This window comes from Wenzhouxiangella sp. XN24 (genome assembly GCF_011064545.1).
GTDB lineage: Bacteria > Pseudomonadota > Gammaproteobacteria > Steroidobacterales > XN24 > XN24.
The window spans coordinates 17,880-34,135 of the sequence record NZ_JAAMFG010000037.1 but is presented as its reverse complement, the minus strand read 5'-3'; the positions used below and the strand labels follow the sequence as shown (position 1 = coordinate 34,135).

General features: G+C 66.9%; 17 protein-coding genes and 1 tRNA gene. 8 read left to right on the top strand and 10 right to left on the bottom strand.

Features of this window, described 5'->3' with window-relative positions; translation table 11 throughout:
- Positions 1 to 14 precede the first annotated feature (14 nt).
- From G6032_RS14665 to G6032_RS14655, 3 genes are read right to left on the bottom strand one after another with little or no spacing between them, the layout of a single operon-like run.
- Complete coding sequence (locus G6032_RS14665) at positions 15 to 797, bottom strand: thiazole synthase (RefSeq protein WP_165282917.1); 783 nt, start codon at positions 795 to 797, stop codon at positions 15 to 17.
- A 34-nt stretch (positions 798 to 831) separates the two neighbouring features.
- Positions 832 to 1,032 carry a sulfur carrier protein ThiS gene (thiS, locus tag G6032_RS14660; RefSeq protein ID WP_165282916.1) on the bottom strand — a complete coding sequence of 67 codons (201 nt, stop codon included), beginning with the start codon at positions 1,030 to 1,032 and terminating at the stop codon, positions 832 to 834.
- A 13-nt stretch (positions 1,033 to 1,045) separates the two neighbouring features.
- Positions 1,046 to 1,261: a hypothetical protein gene (locus G6032_RS14655; protein WP_165282915.1), complete on the bottom strand. Its 216-nt coding sequence runs from the start codon at positions 1,259 to 1,261 to the stop codon at positions 1,046 to 1,048.
- Positions 1,262 to 1,566: 305 nt separating this feature from the next.
- On the opposite strand from G6032_RS14655, the gene G6032_RS15515 reads away from it, so the two are divergent.
- Positions 1,567 to 2,091, top strand: coding sequence for a hypothetical protein (locus G6032_RS15515; protein ID WP_206212012.1), 525 nt, complete (start codon positions 1,567 to 1,569; stop codon positions 2,089 to 2,091).
- Between the two features lie 103 nt (positions 2,092 to 2,194).
- On the opposite strand, the gene G6032_RS14645 is transcribed toward G6032_RS15515, so the two are convergent.
- On the bottom strand, positions 2,195 to 2,746 hold the full coding sequence (locus tag G6032_RS14645; RefSeq protein ID WP_165282914.1) for a fasciclin domain-containing protein: 552 nt from the start codon (positions 2,744 to 2,746) through the stop codon (positions 2,195 to 2,197).
- 91 nt (positions 2,747 to 2,837) lie between these two features.
- Positions 2,838 to 3,746 (bottom strand): DMT family transporter, encoded by a 909-nt coding sequence (locus G6032_RS14640; RefSeq protein WP_165282913.1) that lies wholly within the window; start codon positions 3,744 to 3,746, stop codon positions 2,838 to 2,840.
- 48 nt (positions 3,747 to 3,794) lie between these two features.
- On the opposite strand from G6032_RS14640, the gene G6032_RS14635 reads away from it, so the two are divergent.
- The 4 genes from G6032_RS14635 (at position 3,795) to G6032_RS14620 (ending at position 5,300) form a co-directional block, all read left to right on the top strand.
- A tRNA-Gly gene (locus tag G6032_RS14635) sits at positions 3,795 to 3,868 on the top strand.
- Between the two features lie 32 nt (positions 3,869 to 3,900).
- Entirely contained in the window at positions 3,901 to 4,269 is a 369-nt protein-coding gene (locus G6032_RS14630) for a NifB/NifX family molybdenum-iron cluster-binding protein (protein ID WP_165282912.1), read from the top strand.
- Between the two features lie 102 nt (positions 4,270 to 4,371).
- The gene (locus G6032_RS14625; RefSeq protein ID WP_165282911.1) at positions 4,372 to 4,644 is read left to right on the top strand and encodes an autorepressor SdpR family transcription factor; all 273 of its coding nucleotides are present in this window, start codon (positions 4,372 to 4,374) and stop codon (positions 4,642 to 4,644) included.
- Complete coding sequence (locus G6032_RS14620) at positions 4,644 to 5,300, top strand: SdpI family protein (RefSeq protein ID WP_165282910.1); 657 nt, start codon at positions 4,644 to 4,646, stop codon at positions 5,298 to 5,300. The genes G6032_RS14625 and G6032_RS14620 overlap by 1 nt, the downstream gene beginning before the upstream one ends.
- Here the strand turns inward: G6032_RS14620 and G6032_RS14615 are convergent.
- Positions 5,264 to 6,922, bottom strand: a complete 1,659-nt coding sequence (locus G6032_RS14615; protein ID WP_165282909.1) for an NAD(P)/FAD-dependent oxidoreductase — start codon at positions 6,920 to 6,922, stop codon at positions 5,264 to 5,266. The genes G6032_RS14620 and G6032_RS14615 overlap by 37 nt on opposite strands.
- A 201-nt stretch (positions 6,923 to 7,123) precedes the next feature.
- On the opposite strand from G6032_RS14615, the gene G6032_RS14610 reads away from it, so the two are divergent.
- A complete protein-coding gene (locus tag G6032_RS14610) occupies positions 7,124 to 7,936 on the top strand; it encodes a M48 family metallopeptidase (protein WP_346763831.1) in 813 nt (270 codons plus the stop codon).
- A gap of 264 nt (positions 7,937 to 8,200) precedes the next feature.
- On the opposite strand, the gene G6032_RS14605 is transcribed toward G6032_RS14610, so the two are convergent.
- The 4 genes from G6032_RS14605 to G6032_RS14590 form a co-directional block, all read right to left on the bottom strand.
- The gene (locus G6032_RS14605) at positions 8,201 to 9,334 is read right to left on the bottom strand and encodes an L-dopachrome tautomerase-related protein (RefSeq protein ID WP_165282908.1); all 1,134 of its coding nucleotides are present in this window, start codon (positions 9,332 to 9,334) and stop codon (positions 8,201 to 8,203) included.
- A 138-nt stretch (positions 9,335 to 9,472) separates the two neighbouring features.
- Positions 9,473 to 9,877, bottom strand: coding sequence for a response regulator (locus G6032_RS14600; protein WP_165282907.1), 405 nt, complete (start codon positions 9,875 to 9,877; stop codon positions 9,473 to 9,475).
- 137 nt (positions 9,878 to 10,014) lie between these two features.
- Positions 10,015 to 10,638, bottom strand: coding sequence for a response regulator FixJ (gene fixJ, locus G6032_RS14595; protein ID WP_165282906.1), 624 nt, complete (start codon positions 10,636 to 10,638; stop codon positions 10,015 to 10,017).
- Positions 10,638 to 12,965: a PAS domain S-box protein gene (locus G6032_RS14590; protein ID WP_165282905.1), complete on the bottom strand. Its 2,328-nt coding sequence runs from the start codon at positions 12,963 to 12,965 to the stop codon at positions 10,638 to 10,640. The genes fixJ and G6032_RS14590 overlap by 1 nt, the downstream gene beginning before the upstream one ends.
- A gap of 135 nt (positions 12,966 to 13,100) precedes the next feature.
- Here G6032_RS14590 and G6032_RS14585 point away from each other — a divergent pair, with 135 nt between their 5' ends.
- A complete protein-coding gene (locus G6032_RS14585; RefSeq protein WP_165282904.1) occupies positions 13,101 to 14,081 on the top strand; it encodes a universal stress protein in 981 nt (326 codons plus the stop codon).
- Between the two features lie 75 nt (positions 14,082 to 14,156).
- Complete coding sequence (locus G6032_RS14580) at positions 14,157 to 16,253, top strand: response regulator (protein WP_165282903.1); 2,097 nt, start codon at positions 14,157 to 14,159, stop codon at positions 16,251 to 16,253.
- The last annotated feature ends 3 nt before the right edge of the window (positions 16,254 to 16,256 follow it).

Sequence of the window (16,256 nt, the reverse complement as noted above, 5' to 3'; positions counted from 1 at the left end):
CGCCCCTCGATCGTTCAGAAGAACATCCCGTCGAGTGGCGAGGAGGCGGAGGCGAATCGCTTGCGTGGGATGCGGCCCGCGCGAAAAGCCTCCCGGCCGGCTTCGACGGCCTTGCGCATCGCCGAGGCCATCAGCACCGGGTCGCGCGCCCCGGCGATGGCCGTGTTCATGAGCACGCCGTGGCAACCCAGTTCCATGGCGATCGACGCATCGGAGGCGGTACCCACGCCGGCATCGACGATGATCGGCACCGTGGCGTTCTCCACGATGGTGAGTATGTTGTAGGGGTTGCGGATGCCCAGCCCGGAACCGATCGGAGCGGCCAGCGGCATGACCGAGACGCAGCCCAGTTCCTCCAGCCGCTTGGCGATGATCGGGTCGTCGTTCGTGTAGACCATGACCTGGAAATCCTCCTTCACGAGAACTTCCGCGGCCTCCAGGGTCGCGGTGATGTCCGGGAACAGGGTCTTCTGGTCCGCCAGCACTTCGAGCTTGACGAGCGAGTGGCCGTCCAGCAGCTCTCGTGCCAGGCGGCAGGTGCGGATCGCGTCGGCGGCCGTGAAACAGCCCGCCGTATTCGGCAGGATCGTGAAGCGGTCCGGTGAAAGATAGTCGAGGAGGTTGGGCTGGTTCGCGTCCTGGCCGATGTTGGTACGGCGGATTGCCACGGTGACGATCTCCGCCCCGCTGGCTTCGGTGGCCGCGAGCGTCTCGTCGAAGTCGCGGTACTTGCCCGTGCCGGTCAACAGGCGTGAGCGGTAGCTGCGCCCGGCGAGCTCGAGCAGGTCGTCTTGCATGCGTAGGGATTCCTTCTGGTGGGGCTGGCCGGCGTCATCCGCCGCCGACAGCCTGGACGATTTCGACCCGGTCGCCCGCCGACAGTTCATGGTCCGCATGAACCCGCTTGGGCAGGAGTTCGCCGTTCACTTCCATGGCATAGCGCCGTCCGGACAGGGCCAGGTCGGCCACCAGCTCGGCCGCTGTCAGGCCGTCCGCCACGTTCTTCGGCTTGCCGTTGAGGATGATTTCCATGGCGTCGGGCCGTTCAGTTTTTCGATGCCCGGTAAGCCGCGAACTGGGCCCGGGTAAAACGGACGGTCCAGTAGAGTGCGACGACACCCAGGATGCCGAAGATCGCCATGCGGAAATAGTCGGCCTTGCCGATGGCGACGAAGGTCCCGTAGAGCAGCGCTATGGTGACCAGGGCGGCCAGGACAGCCAGGCCGAGGCCGTCGATGAAGTCTCTTTGTGCCGAGTTCATTGTTCCCGTGTCCTGTCGTCGGTGCGGCTAGTTTAGCGCAGGACATCGGGGTTGCGCCGGGGCGCAGGCCTGTCGAATGTGGGACGGTGGATGGTTTCAACCGGCCTTAGCGGCCGATTTATCCGCCGAAATCTCGCTTCTAAGCGTTCCCAGTACGCCTTTTTCGCTTGTTTGTGTCATCTGATCAGTGGCTTACCGCGGTCCGACCCCACCGTCGGCACCCTCGGGTACAATGCGGCTTGTTTTTCATTGAGCCGTGGCAGCCGCAGGGCTGCTGTCGTTCACCTCGAAACCGGAGAATGCCAGTGTCGAAATTTACTGTTGCCTGCCTGCTTGCCGTGACCGCGGCCGTTTCCCTCACGGCTTGTGCGAAGGAGGAACCGCAGGTCGTGGATGCGCCAGCCGCGCAGAACATGCCGGCGACGGAATCGAACCCGTCGTCCGCACCCGCCATGCCGGAGTCGCATCCCGCGCCCTCCGAGCCCAGCGACGATGTGGACCTGTCGGGCATCGAGAGAGCCGAAGGCGGCAAGACCATCGCGGAAATCTACGCCGAGAAAGACCAGCTGGCCGGCGAAGAGATCGTGCTCCGGGGCAAGGTCGTCAAGACCAATGCCGGGATCATGGGGAAAAACTGGTTGCACGTACGTGACGGCTCGGGTGCCGAAGGCGCCGACACCCTCACCGTGACCACGCCCTTCGTCCTGCCGGAGGTCGGCGACACGGTGGTCGTGACCGGCGCGCTGGAGCTGAACAAGGACTTCGGCATGGGCTACCAGTACGACCTGATCATCGAAGATGCCGACGTGGTTGTCGCAGACGCCATGTGAGTTGCGAAAAAAAGCCCCCGCATGCGGGGGCTCAATCACCTGAATCAGACCCTCGCAAACGGGGTCGCAGCAAATTCAGCTGCGGCCCCGTTTTCTTGAGGGCTCAGCTCGACGGCGGCAGGATCACCGCGTCGATCACGTGGATCACGCCATTGCTGGCCGCGACGTCAGCTGCCACGACGTTGGCGCCGTTGACCGTCACCTTGCCGTAGCTCGACTTCACGTCGATGGTGGCGCCCTGCAGCGTGGCGGGGGAGGCCGAGCTGCCGATGTCGCCGCTCATGATCTTGCCCGACACCACGTGGTACAGCAGGATGCCGGCGAGCGCGTCCTTGTTTTCGGGCTTGAGCAGGTTCTCGACCGTCCCTTCCGGCAATGCTGCAAAAGCCTCGTCGGTGGGCGCGAACACGGTCAGCGGGCCTTCGCCCTTCAGCGCATCGACCAGGCCGGCGGCCTCGGCGGCGGCCAGCAGCGTGCCGAAGGATCCGGCGGCAGCGGCCGTGTCCACGATGTCCTTGGAGCCGTACGCCGCCTTGCCGGAATGGTGCCCCGCCTGCGCGACCGATGACATGCCGATCGCCGCCGCGGCCAGCATGACGACACCGGCGAGCACTGCAACAGGGTTCGCAGCATAAGTTCTTGCAACAGACTTCATTCGATAATCTCCCGTTCGTTTTGCGTCACCAGCCGAAAGGGCCGGCATCAAATCACCCGGGGAAGGTTTCGGTGCGCAGGGTGGGGCAGATTCAGCTGCGCCGATCGCGGCCGGTGCGGTAAACCAGCAGCACGCCGACGGCGATCACCGCCAGGCCGAGCAGGTCGCCGGTGCGCAGTGTGTCGCCGAACGCGATCCATGCCATGAGCATGGTCACCGGCGGGCCGAAGTAGAACAGGCTGGCAACGCGGGTCGCGTCCATGCGCTCGATGAGCCGCCACATCAAGTCATAGGCGGCGAGCGACACGGCAATAATCAGCCAGCCGAGGATCGCAACAAACTCTGGCGTCCAGCGTGTGGCCAGGCCCTCGAGCGCGATGGCGGGAATCGCGGCGACCAGCGCTGTGGCCACGGATTGATAGAACAGCGCGAGCGCCACCGGCACGTGGTCTGCCGGGCTGTGCACCTCGATCCGGCGCTGCAGCAGGCTGGCGGCCGTGAAGGCGACGACCGCGCCGAAGGGCACCAGGTAAGCCGGCAGCGACGGTCCGTCGTCCAGGCCCGCGCGGCCCAGCACGGCGATCAGCACGCCCGCGAAGCCGACCACCAGGCCCACCCAGCTGCCGGCCGAGGTGGGCTCGCCGGTCACCCGTCCGGACAGGGCGCCCACCGTCATCGGCTGCAACGCCACCACCAGCGCGACGATGCCCGCGGGAATGCCGAGTTGCAGGGACAGCATGACGCAGCTCAGCCATACGCCGTGCGCGAACAGCCCCACGACCGCCGTGAGCCCGGCGGCTCTCGCGCCCGGCCAGTACAACTGCCGGCGCAGCGCAAGGTAGACCAGCAAGATCAGCGCCAGCAAACCGTAGCGCCACGAGAGCAGCGTGAAGACGCCCGTGTAGTCCAGGCCGAACTCGGCGCCGATGAAGCCCGAGTTCCACAACAGCACGAAGCCGATGACCAGCAGGGCGGTGTGTTGTCGCGAGGATGCGGGCATGGATTAGGGCTGCCAGAGCCAGTAGAATTGGCGGCCACAGCGCGAGCTGCGGGTGTAGTTCAATGGTAGAACAGTAGCTTCCCAAGCTACGAACGTGGGTTCGATTCCCATCACCCGCTCCATCCTGTTTTCGCCGCTCCGCTCGGAGATCTTCATGAAAGTCGCCGTCACGAGTCAGAACCGCAAGGAAGTGACCGAGCACGCCGGGCGTTGCCGGAAATTCTGGTTGTTCGACGTGGAGGCGGGGGAGATTCGCCGGCGCGAAATCCTCGAATTGGCCAAGGAAGATTCGTTCCACGAGAGCGGCGGGGACACGCCGCATCCGCTCGACGACATCGACGTGCTGATCGCCGGCAGCATGGGGCCCGGGTTGCGGCGGCGGATGGCGCGCAAGGGCATTGCGGCGTTCGTCACCCAGGAAAAAGACCTGGAACGTGCAGTGGCCCTGTGGGCCGCCGGAGGGCTGAGCCCGGCGACGCCGCCCGACGGCAGCGGTGAGCAGGGCTGCGCTGACTGCAGCTGAGCCGGCGCGGGAATCTTCGAGGTCGGGTCCGAGAGAAGCTTGACACCGTCCGTGCGCGAGAGTATTTAGATATTTATCTAATTATCTAAATAAAAGAACTTCATGTCCGATTCGCTTTTCAAGGCCCTGGCCGACCCGACCCGCCGTGACGTGTTGAGGCGATTGCAGCGCGGGCCCGCGACCGCCGGCGAGCTGGCCGAAGAATTCCCGCAGGCGAAAGCCACGCTTTCGCATCACTTCAACGTGCTCAAGGCCGCCGGACTGGTGCGGTCCGAGCGCCGCGGCCAGCACGTCGTGTATTCGCTGAACACCTCCGTGTTCGAGGACCTGGCGCGGATGATGGCAGACCTGTTCAAGCCCGAGAGGAAGAAATGATGAGCAGTCGACCGACCCAGTGGGTTTCCCTGATGCTGTGCATGCTGGCAATCAGCTTCGGCGCGCTGGTCTACGGCGAGTTGCCGGAACAGGTCGCCACCCATTTCAACCGTGCCGGAGAAGCGGACGACTGGTCCGACCCGCTGACCGCGGTGCTCATGATGCCGGGCATCATGCTCGTGACCTGGCTGCTGCTGTGGGGCCTGCCGAAAGTTTCGCCCACAGGCTGGCGGGTGGAACCCTTTGCGCCGATCTGGAACCGCGTTCAGTTGGCGTTGCTGGCTTTCCTGCTCTTCATCCACGTCAGCGTGCTGGGTCATGCGCTGGGGTGGTGGGGTGCCGACATGGGACGGCCCGTGCTGGTCGGCGTCGGTCTGTTGCTCGTGGTCCTCGGCAACTACCTCGGCAAGACCACGCGAAATTTCTTTCTCGGCATCCGCACGCCATGGACCCTGGCGTCGGACGAGGTCTGGCGGCGTACCCACCGGCTTGGCGGCTGGGTCATGGTGGTGACCGGCGTGGTGCTGGTCGGGATGGGCATCTTTGGCGCCAATGAGATTGTCCTCGCCGTGGTGATCGCTGTGGCTGTCCTCGCGCCCGTGGTCTATTCCTTCTTCGTCTATCGCTCTGTCGAGGGCTTCAAGCCGCCGGAGTGACCGCGGCGACGGCGCCGTGCACCGCGTGCGTCACGCAGGATCTCGCGCGCCGCGTTCCTCCCGGGCAACCCGGTGACACCGCCGCCGGGGTGGGTGCCCGAACCGCACAGGTACAAGTCGGGCACGGCGCCGCGATAGTCGGCCTGGCCGAGCAGCGGACGCGCGCTGAACAGCTGGTCGAGGCCCAGTGCGCCATGAAAGATGTCCCCGCCGAGCAGGCCGTATTCGCGCTCCAGGTCCAGCGGCGAGAGAAGGCGGCGGCCGAGTATGCTGGCGGCGAAATTCGGCGCGTGGCGGTTCACCGTGGCGATCGCCAGGTCCGCGAAGGTTTCGCGGTGACGGTCCCAGCCGCCCTCGGGTGCGGGGTTGACGTGCTGGCAGAACAGGCTCGCGACGTGCCGGCCGGGCGGCGCCAGCGTGTCGTCCAGGGTGGATGAAATCACCATTTCCACCACCGGCTCACGCGCCCAGCCCGGGTTGTGCTCCCGCGAGCGTGCGTCGAAGTAGGCCTGCTCGAAATAGCGCAACGAGTCGCCCACGAGAATCCCGCTGGCATGATGAGGCTGTAACTCGGTGCCCGGCGCGGCGCGGAAGTCCGGCAACTCGGCTAGCGCCAGGTTGATGCGGAAGGTGCCCGAGCCACAGCGGTAGCGGCCGAAGCGCGCGAGGATCTCCGGGTCCAGGTCCGCCGGGTCGAACATCTGCGTGTACAGCAGTTTCGGATTGACCCCGGCGACGACCTGGCGGGCACGCAGCACTCTCCCGTCCGCCAGCACCACGCCCGTGGCGCGGCCACCCTGGACCTCGATGCGCTCGACGGCAGCATTGCATCGGATGTCCACGCCGCGGTGGCGCGCTTCGGTGGCGATGGCCTCGCTGATGGCGCCCATGCCGCCGATCGCATGGCCCCACGCGCCGGATTTCCCGTTCACCTCGCCGAACACGTGGTGCAGCAGCACGTAGGCCGTGCCGGGCGTGTAGGGGCTGGCGAAGTTCCCGACGATCGCGTCCCAGCCGAGCACCGCCTTCAGTGGATCCGATTCGAACCAGTCGTCGAGCAGCTCCCCTGCGCTCTTGGTGAACAAGTCGAGCAGGTCGCGCCGCCCGCGCATGTCGAGACCCTTGAGCTTCCTGGCGACCGACCACGACGCCAGCCAGTCGGCCATGACGAATCGGTCCGACACGTTCGGCGGCGTCTCGCCCGCGAGCGCGCGGAGTACGACGACCACCCGTTCCAGCATGGCCAGCCACGCCGGCAGCCGTTCGGCGTCGCGGCGCGAGAATCGCGCCACCTCGGCGGCCGTGTCGGGTCCGCCGAAGCGAAAGGCCGTGCCATCGCCGCGCGGCAGGAAGTTGGCCAGCGGTCGCTCGACGATCCGCAACCCGTGTTCCGCGAGCCGCAGCTCCGTGATGATTTGCGGATCCAGCAGGCTGACCGTGTAGCTGCAGCTCGAGTTGCGAAACCCGGGGTGAAACGTTTCCGTGACGGCCGCGCCGCCCAGGACGGGACGCCGTTCGAGCACTGTCACCTTCAGGCCGCGGCCGGCCAGGTAGGCCGCGCAGACGAGCCCGTTGTGGCCGCCGCCGATGACGATGACGTCCGTGTGCTGGTTCGGGAGCATCGGCTCACCCGTGAGGTGGCGGAACTGCCCGGCACTCTAGCGGTCCCGGACGGGAACACCAAGCCCGCGCGGGTGGCCTGGACGCCGGGGTAGCCTAGAATAGACTCATACGACCCAAACGCCTGGCGCAAGGCGCGCCAGGTACGACCCAAACGCCTGGCGCAAGGCGCGCCAGGGCAGACTCTGCCGAGGTGAGCCCGCGTGAAAAAACTGTTCGTGACCTGCCTGCTGGTCGTCGTCCTCGCGGCGTGCGCCACGAGCCCGACCGGCCGGCGCCAGTTGATGCTGGTCTCGCCAGACCAGGCGATCGCTTCCTCCCGCGCGGCTTACACGCAGCAGATGCAGGCTTTCGACGAGAAGGGCCTGATCAAGGCCGAAGGCGAGATCGTCGAGCGGGTCAACCGGATCACCGGCCGCGTCGTGGCGCAGGCCATAGCGCAGTATCCGAACACCGCCGACTGGGACTGGAGTATCGAGGTCATCGACGACCCCGAGACCGTCAATGCCTGGGCCATGGCCGGGGGGCGGATGGCCATCTACACCGGGCTCATCGAGCAGACCGACGCGACCGACGACGAGATCGCTCAGGTCATCGGCCACGAGATCGCGCATGCGCTCGCACATCACACCGCGGAGCGCATGTCGGTGGTCATGGCCAGCCAGATGGGCGTGCTTGCGGCCGGAATCGCGACCGGCGACCAGCGCGTCATGACCGGCGCGGCCGCCGCCGCGTTGCTGGCCATCAACCTGCCCAACAGCCGGGCGGCGGAAGTCGAGGCCGACAGGATCGGCATCGAACTGGCCGCGCGGGCGGGATATGACCCCGATGCAGCCGCTTCCCTGTGGCGGAAGATGGCCGAGGCGGGCGGCGCCGGTCCGCCGGAATTTCTCAGCACCCATCCGTCGCCCGGTAACCGCCAGGAAACGCTGGCGCGCCTTGCTGACCAGATGATGCCGTATTACGAGGCGCCCGGAGAGCGCCCGGTCTACCCCATCCGCCCGGGCGATTATTGAGCCGGGCAAAGAAAAGGCCCCCGGACTGACGTCAGAGGGCCCAAACCAAGAGGAGAGTGTCGGCAGCCAAGAATCCGACATCAAAACCGGCCGGCGGTGCCTCCTTGGCGTACCGGCCGGCGCCACTTCCATGTGGTCTCGACTGCCAGGTACATTTATATGCCTGCCGGCGACCGGTTTTATTGACCAGGATCAAGTTTCGGGCTTGCCTGCGGAATGTCCCTAGAGTCATCCAGGAACGCGTCCGCATCGTCCAGGAACGCGTCAGTGCCCGGGCACACCCGTCGTGCCCGGCCGGAACCGGTACACGTGATACGGGCCATGTTCGCGGATGTGTCCGCGCGGGCGCAGCACGACCTGGGGCAGTGCGCTGTCGGCCAGATACAGCCAGCCGTCCGGGCCGAATGAAAGGCCGTCGGCCCAGCGGATTCGCGGCGAGCGCACGATGGTCGTGAGGCCGCCGCCGGGCGCCATGCGCAATACGGCGCCGTGTTCCACGTCCGTGATGTAGACGTTCCCCGACAGATCCGCGGACAAGCCGTCGCTCAACGGCTTCTTGCCGAGGGCTTCGAGCCGTTGGGCGAGGTCACTGTCGGACAGTGCTTCATCTGCCAGCGCACTGGTCGGGATCCGGTACATCGTGTCGTGCGCCATGGCGCCGAACACCAGCCATTGCCCGGTCGGATCCACCGCGATTCCGTCCAGTCCGGGTTTCATCGTCACTGCGCCGCCGAGGAACTTCATCTCGCGGATGGGCGTGCGGATGGTCCAGTCCTGCGGGAGGGTCGATGCGTGCGCTTCCAGCACGCGACGCGTGCGCCGCGTCGCGCTGTCGTACACGAGCAGGGCCGGCGACTTGCGCCAGAAGCTCGTGTCGGCGATGTAGATCATGCGTCCCGCCGGATCGACCTGCAGGTCCTGCAGGAACGAGCCGCGGGGGGCGACCTCTCGCGAGAACACGTGTTCATGCACGACCCTATCGGTCGTGAGATCGATCGCGACGATTCTTGGTCGGCCCAGGCCGTGGGTTCCCGAATCGATGACCCAGAGGCGCTCGAAGCGATCGACCACGAGGCCCAGGGGAGTTTCCAGCAGGGCTTCGTTGAGATCCGCCGCGGGATAGGGTTCCGCCCGGCCGTTGCGCCATTCGAGCAGCGTCGGCCCGGTCGGTTGTCCCTCGGGGTGGACGGTGAAAAACACCCTTCCAGCGGCGCTGACGGCGACGTTGCCGATGGGTTCCGGATGAGACAACACCGTCTCGAGGCCGCCTTCGGCGACGATCGGCGAACCTACCAGCGCGGGATACGGTGCGCCGCCGCCGAAATACAGGCGCAGTCCGCCGAGCGCCAGCACGCCGACGAGAATCACGAAAACAATGAGTTTGAGTAGGGTTCGCATGGTCCGTCCGCCGCTTTCGTGCAGACTAGACGGGTACTCGTCTGCGGGGCGGGAACTGCGTCACAAGTTGACGGCGAGCGGTTGATTCGACGGGTTTTGCTGCGGCGCAGCGGCCCTCCTGCGGGCCGGGGTCGAGGACTAGGCCACCGGTTGGGCCAGGGCGTCGCGCACGCGCCGCAGCACGATCCGCTCGATGACCGGTTTCTGGATGAAATCCATCGCCCCGGCCCGGATGGCGTCCACTGCGGTGGCCACGTCGGATTCGCCGGCCAGCACGATCGTGGGCACCTGGCGTCCCTGCTTGCGCAGTTCGCGAAGCAGCTCGATACCGTTCATGCCCGGCAGCTCGAGGCCGGTCACAAGGACCTGCGCCTGTTTCTCGTCGATCGCAGCCAGCAGCGCTTCCGCCGAGTCAAAGGCATCGACGTCATGCTGCAGGTGGCTCAACAGTTGGACCAGCGCGTCCCGCTCTCGGGCATCGCCTTCCACGACACAAATGGTCGCCTGGTGTGCCTCAGCGCTGCTTTCAGGGACTGGGGCCATAGTTTCGAACCGGCAAGGCGTGGGGCACTGCCGCTCCGGCCCGGAGCGACGTTCTTAGTCATGTTCTTTTTCTTACCCTGCGAGTATTGAAACTCGCTCCGGGCAATGAAATACGAACATCTACCTAAGCCGCCGGTTCAGGCGCCTGGCTGATTCTCCGCCACCATGACCATCCGGACGAGGTGGGCCAGGGAGTTGGCCTGCATTTTTTCCATCACGCGGGCGCGGTGGATCTCCACCGTGCGCTGGCTCACGCCGAGGTCGCCGGCGATGACCTTGTTGGCCTTGCCGAGGACGACCTGGCCCATCACCTGCTTTTCACGCGCGGTCAGGCTGTCCACGCGATCGAGGATCTCGAGCCGCTCGAGCTGGCCTTCGCGCTGCTGCGCGGCCTGCTTCATCGCGTCGTTGATCCGGTCCACCAGCTCCTGGTCGCGGAAGGGCTTCTGCAGGAAGTCCACGGCGCCGAGCCGCACCGCCTCCACGGCCATCGGGATATCGCCGTGGCCGGTGATGAACACGATCGGAATCGTGCAGCCGATCTCGGTGAGGTGTTTCTGGAGTTCCAGGCCCGTCATGCCGGGCATGCGGATATCCAGCACCAGGCAACCGTAGTCGCGGGGGTCGAAGGCCTTCAGGAAGTCCTTGGCGCTGCCGTAGCAACGCGCCCGGTAGCCGGCGGAGCGCAGCAGCAGCCCCAGGGAGTCGCGGACTGCCTCGTCGTCGTCAACGATGAATACTGTGGCCTCGCTTGTCGCCATTATTCCTCCTCGGGGGCCGTGGGGAGCCTGATCCTGAATACACTGCCGAGCTCGGCGCCCGAATCGTATCTCAGTATGCCGCCGTGTGCCTCTATGATCGAGCGGCTCAACGACAGCCCCAGCCCCATTCCTTCCGGTTTCGTGGTGAAAAACGGCTCGAAAAGCTGTTCGAGCAGGCTGTCGGGGACGCCGGGGCCCGCATCTTCGACCGCCAGTTCCACTTCGTCTTCGCTGAGCGCCTCCGTGCGGATGACGAGTCGCCGGGACTCCGGCTCGCAGGCGTTCATCGCCTCGACGGCGTTGCGCGTCAGGTTCAGGAGAACCTGCTGGAGCTGGATGCCGTCCACCTGCACCCTGGGCAGGTCGGACTGGAACTGGAGTTTCAGATCGACCTCGTGGGAGCGGCAGTCCATTTCCACCAGCGGCAGGATCTCGACGATCAGTTCGTTGGCGTCACGGTGCCTGCGGTCGGGCGTGTGGCGGCGCACGAAAGCGCGCAGCCGGTGGATGACGTCGCCTGCGCGGCGCGCCTGCCCGGTGACCCGGCCCAGGACCTCGCCGAGTTCGTCCGCTTCCATCTGCCCCGCCGCCAGCAGGCGCTGGCAGGCCTGCGTGTAGTTCGCGATGGCGGCGAGCGGCTGATTGAGCTCATGCGCGATCCCCGCCGCCATCTCGCCGAGGGTCCCGAGCCGCGCCACGTGGGCGAGCCGTTCGCGCTGCTTGCGGGCCTCCATTTCGGCCAGCACCACGTCGGTGCGGTCCAGGATCTGGCTGATGATGAGCATCGGGCGCCCCTCGTGGTCGAGGATGACGCTGAGGTGGACGAGCGCGTGGACGATCGAGCCATTCTTGTGGATGAAGCGCTTTTCGTACTTGACGGTATCGGCGCCGCCGAACAGCGTGCGGAACTGGCGCAACGTATCGGGAATGTCATCGGGCGGCGTCACGTCGCGCACCGAGCGGGCCAGCAGCTCGCTTTCCGTGTAGCCCAGCATGTTGCACAGCGCCTGGTTCACGGTCAGGTAATGCCCGTCGATTTCGTGCGCGGCCGAGAGCGTCGCCATGCCGACCGGGGCCCGGCGGAAAATCAGCCGCAGTTCCTCCTCCGCCTGGCGGAGCTGGGCCTCGGTCTCGCGCTGCTCAGTGACATCCTCGCCGGCGCTCAGCACGCCGTTGATGGAGCCGGTGTCATCGCGCAGGAACTGGTTTCGCCAGAAAACCCGTCGCGTATGGCCGTCGCGCGTCAGGACCGGGCCTTCCAGCAGGCTGAAACTGGATTCGCGCCCGGCCAGCGCCTCCTCGAAGAGGATTCTCGAGCGTCCGGCAAAACCCGGCGGCTGGCAGGCGGCAAAAAAGTCCTTGCCGATCAGTTCGTGTTCCGGCGTGCCGAAGAGCTCGCAGGCCTTGCGATTCACCAGCGTGATCCGCCCGGCACGGTTCACGGCGATGATCATGACGTTCACCAGGTCGAGATAACGCTGGGCGCGATCGCGCTCCCGCCGCAGCGCTTCCTCGGCGTGCCGCCGGAAGGTCTGGTCGAGTATCGTGCCTTCGATCCGCCGCTTGCCGGTGATCGGGTTGGCGACGATCTGGTAGATCGTCTGGATATGGCGGATGGTCCCGTCCGGCCGGATGATCCGGTACTCGAGTTCCCCGCCGCCGGAGGACTTTGATGCATCTTCCGCCAGGCGTGCTTCGACGTGCGGGCGATCGTCGGGATGCGCGAAGCGGGCGACGAAGTCCGCCTGGCTCATGGGGGCCTGGTCGGGACTGAGCCCCGCGATGCGGAAGAATTCGTCGGACCAGAAGTTGGCGCCCGAGGCCGGCCAGTCGCCTTCGAAGCTGCCCACGTGTGCCAGCGACTGGGCGGTGAGGAGGTTGGCTTCGACCTGGTGCAGCCGCGCCTCGGCGGCGACCCGCTCGCTGATGTCGCGGATGATGCCGATAAAGCTCGACAATTCCGCGCCGTCCACCTGGCCCACGGAGACTTCGGCCGGAAACAGCGAGCCGTCCTTGCGACAGGCCTCGACCTCGCGCGGCGCCAGCATGAAGCGCGCCTCGCCGGTCCGCTGGTAGCGCTGGATATAGCCGTCGTGCCCGGAGCGGACCGGCAACGGCATCAGCATGGCGACGTTCTGGCCGACGATTTCCTTCGCACTGTAGCCGAAGATCCGTTCTGCGCCCGGGTTGAAGGACTCGATGATGCCGTTGCCGTCGATCAGGATCACGGCATCGGGCGTCGCGTTCAGCAATGCCGCCAGCTTGCTCTGGGCGCGCCGGCTTTGTTCGGGCGGGGCGGTGGCCGGCATCGTGTCGGAAGTATCCATCGGCTCGGGGTGTTCCTTTGGCGGGCCCCGGCTGGGCCGGGCGCGTGGCCGGTCTGCAAATGCCCGACTAGAATAACCGTAGGGACATGCCCGACGCATCCCGCGTGTCGCGGGCAGGGCAGCCGGCAAGGCATCATGAGCAACTTCGGACGAATCCTGGTGGGTGTCGATCCGCGCGCCACATCGCTGGCCGCGGCACAGGTCGGCGCACGCCTCGCCGGGCAACTCGGCGCCGCGCTGGAGTTGTTCAGTCCCGTCTACAATCCCCACGTGTCGCTGGCGCATTTCGCGACCCGGGAAAGCATGGAGCATGCGCGCGACTCGCTCTGCGCGCGGAATGTCGAGCGTTTGCTGGCCGCCGCGCCGGAACTCGGCTTCGCCGGCCACGTCGAGGCGCACGCCGTCTGGGACCACCCGTTCGAGGAAGCCCTGATTCGCCGCGTACTGGAGCGCGCCGCGAACCTGCTGGTCGTCGCGCTGCCGGGACAGGACGATCCCCGTGGCGGGGCACTGTCCGCGGCCCACTGGCAACTGGTGCGTCATTGTCCCTCGCCGGTGTTGCTCACGCACGGGAAGCCGTGGCGCGATTCTCCCGTGATCGTCGCGTCGATCGACCCGACGCAGCGCCATGGCCGCCGGGAGGAGCTCGACGCCGGCATCCTGCGGCTTGCCGGCCAGTTCGCTGCAGGTGCCGGTGGCACGTTGCACGCTTTTCACGCCTGGCAGCGGAAACTCCGCGCCTTCGTCGGCGAGGCCGAGCACCCGCTGATGCCGGACTTTGCCGACCCCGAGACGGAGCAAAGGCACCGGGAAGCCGTCTACGCGGCGCTCGCCGCGGTCGATGCCTCACCCGCACGGGTCGCCCTCGTCGAAGGCCGACCGGAGATCGAGCTGCCGGAATACTGTAGCGAGACGGCCGCGGACCTGGTCGTGATGGGGGCCATCGCGCGCAATCCCTTCGGCCGCGTATTCATCGGCAGCACGGCCGAGCGCGTCCTGGACCGGCTACCTTGCGACTTGCTGGTGGTCAAGCCGGACGACTTCCAGACAGCAATCCCGCGGGAACGCTGGCCGCGGGACGACGGGGCGACTATCCTCGGCGTGCCCGGGATCTGAGCCCCCGCGCAAGGACGCGGGGCCGGGTTCGTGGTAATTTCGCCGTGCCACCCGTCGAAGGATTGCCAGACCGCGATGTCCCAGTCCCTGCGCATACTGCTGCTTGCAGACGACCCGGAAGTCATCCGCCGGGTGGGCCAGGGCCTGCAGCGCGAGGAATCCGGGCTGATCATGATCGAAGGCGCCGAGAGCCTGGCCACTGCGCGCCGGCGTCTCGGGGCCGACAGCTATGATCTCGCGCTGGTGGATCTCGCCATGGGCCTGGGTGACGGCCTGCACTTGCTTTCCGACCTGGCCGGTATCGCCCCTGACCTGCCGGTGGTCGCGCTGGGCACGGCGGGTTCGGGGCCGGACGCCGCCGCCTGTCGCGCGCTCGGAGCCCAGGATCGAATCGGGCCCGAAGCCGTCGAATCGGCGGGACTCGTCGATCGGCTGCACAGCGCCGTGGCGCGCGCCCGCGCCGACACCGTCTCCCGTCGTCGCCAGCAGCGCGTGGCTGCCAGCCTGGGCGCGACGGGCGATCTCGCATGGCATTACGAACAGGGCGGGTCCGAGGTCTGGCTCGCCGCCAGGAACCCCGCGGACTGGCAGCTGCCGGCGCCGGAATGCGCCGAATCGCTGGAGGCCGTGCGGGAGCGGGTCCATCCTGATGACCGGGAACTGGTGCTGCGCCAGGTCGCCGAGCACCTGGCGACGGACCAGCCCTGGCAGCTGGACGCGCGCATCAAGGTGGGCGGGGGCGCCTATCGCTGGTGCACCGTGCGCGGCCGCGCGCAGTTCGACGACAAGAACCGCCTCCTGCAGGCGGCGGGCACGCTGGCCGACGCGCAGCGGCAACAGAAGCGGATCCGCGAGACCGAACAAGGCCGCCGTTTCCTGCGCGCGGTCTTCGATTCGGCCCGCGTGGCGCGCGCCGTGCTCGATTCCTCGGCCGTGATCATCGATTGCAACCAGGCCTGGACGGCATTCGAGGAACCCGCCTGTCACGCCGGCCGCGCTTTCGGTCCCGGCCGCCGTTTTATCGAGAAATCGGAAGATCCAGAGGTATTCGGCGACCTGGATTGCACCGCGTTGCGCCGTGGCGTGCGCCAGGTCCTCGGCGGCGTGGTGGATCGTTTCAGCATCGAGTACGACGCCGCGGGACGCCGCTGGCGGATCGCCGTGAACCCGCTGCTGAATCCCGGCATCGCCGGGGCGGTCGTCAGCCATGAAGACATCACCCAGGCGCAGCAGGCGACGACGGAACTGAGGGCCGCGACCGCCGAACTGGAGGCCGATTTCGGCGCCCTCGGTGGTCCGATGTTCCGGGTCGCGCCCGACTTCGAAGTCCTGGCGGCCAATGATCATGCGGAGGCATTCGGACGTGCGCCGGTGCGTGGGCGCGACGTGCTCAAGGTGTTGCCGCGCCCGGATGCGGAGGCCGTCGGTGATGCACTCGCGGCAATCGCGGCCGGCGGGGAATCGGCCGTCCGCGACGTCCATGCCGAGGACGGCCGGCTGATGCGCTGGGTCGTTTCGCCCCGGCGCGGCGCCGCCGGAGACGGGCTGGGCTTCGTGGTCTACGGCGTCGATTGCACGGACCTTGCGCAGCGTGAGGTCGCCGCGGAGGTCGCGCCCACCAAGGTGGACGACACGGAGAACACCCGGCTCGCCGAGTTGCTGGAGGCTGAGCGGCAACGGTATGCGGAGCTTGCGGAAACACTGGACGCGGAGCGCAGCGGGCAGGAACAATTGGCGGCGACGCTGGAAGCAGAGCGCGGCAGTCACGAACAACTGGCGCAGACGCTCGAGGACGAGCGCGGCAGGCACGAGGAATTGGCCCAGGCGCTGCAGGCTGAGCGCGCCAGGTACGAGGAATTGTCGAAAGCGCTGCAGGCCGAGCGCGCCAACTACGAGGAATTGTCGAAAGCGCTGGAGGCCGAGCGCAGCAGGCATGAGCAACTGGCCGAGACCCTCGAGGCAGAGCGTCAAAAGCAGGATGAGCTGGCGGCCGCTTTGGCGGCCGCGGAGCAGGTGCCGGCACGCTTGCGCGCCGAGCTGGGCGATGTCCGGCAGGGTTTGCGGTCGCACCTCGATGACATCGTGCAACGCGTGTTCGAGCCATTGCTGAATGATTCCGAGACCGGGGGGCGAGACGCCCGCCTGGACCAGGACAAAGACAAAGCGAGCTAAGCG

Excerpts from the sequence above, each read along its gene's own strand:
- G6032_RS14665 (WP_165282917.1), bottom strand. The coding sequence starts at position 797 with ATGCAAGACGACCTGCTCGAGCTCGCCGGGCGCAGCTACCGCTCACGC.
- fixJ (WP_165282906.1), bottom strand. The coding sequence starts at position 10,638 with ATGGCGACAAGCGAGGCCACAGTATTCATCGTTGACGACGACGAGGCA.
- G6032_RS14590 (WP_165282905.1), bottom strand. The coding sequence starts at position 12,965 with ATGGATACTTCCGACACGATGCCGGCCACCGCCCCGCCCGAACAAAGC.
- G6032_RS14605 (WP_165282908.1), bottom strand. The coding sequence starts at position 9,334 with ATGCGAACCCTACTCAAACTCATTGTTTTCGTGATTCTCGTCGGCGTG.
- G6032_RS14600 (WP_165282907.1), bottom strand. The coding sequence starts at position 9,877 with ATGGCCCCAGTCCCTGAAAGCAGCGCTGAGGCACACCAGGCGACCATT.
- G6032_RS14645 (WP_165282914.1), bottom strand. The coding sequence starts at position 2,746 with ATGAAGTCTGTTGCAAGAACTTATGCTGCGAACCCTGTTGCAGTGCTC.
- G6032_RS14630 (WP_165282912.1), top strand. The coding sequence starts at position 3,901 with ATGAAAGTCGCCGTCACGAGTCAGAACCGCAAGGAAGTGACCGAGCAC.
- G6032_RS14585 (WP_165282904.1), top strand. The coding sequence starts at position 13,101 with ATGAGCAACTTCGGACGAATCCTGGTGGGTGTCGATCCGCGCGCCACA.
- thiS (WP_165282916.1), bottom strand. The coding sequence starts at position 1,032 with ATGGAAATCATCCTCAACGGCAAGCCGAAGAACGTGGCGGACGGCCTG.
- G6032_RS14615 (WP_165282909.1), bottom strand. The coding sequence starts at position 6,922 with ATGCTCCCGAACCAGCACACGGACGTCATCGTCATCGGCGGCGGCCAC.
- G6032_RS14655 (WP_165282915.1), bottom strand. The coding sequence starts at position 1,261 with ATGAACTCGGCACAAAGAGACTTCATCGACGGCCTCGGCCTGGCTGTC.
- G6032_RS14625 (WP_165282911.1), top strand. The coding sequence starts at position 4,372 with ATGTCCGATTCGCTTTTCAAGGCCCTGGCCGACCCGACCCGCCGTGAC.
- G6032_RS14580 (WP_165282903.1), top strand. The coding sequence starts at position 14,157 with ATGTCCCAGTCCCTGCGCATACTGCTGCTTGCAGACGACCCGGAAGTC.
- G6032_RS14640 (WP_165282913.1), bottom strand. The coding sequence starts at position 3,746 with ATGCCCGCATCCTCGCGACAACACACCGCCCTGCTGGTCATCGGCTTC.
- G6032_RS14620 (WP_165282910.1), top strand. The coding sequence starts at position 4,644 with ATGAGCAGTCGACCGACCCAGTGGGTTTCCCTGATGCTGTGCATGCTG.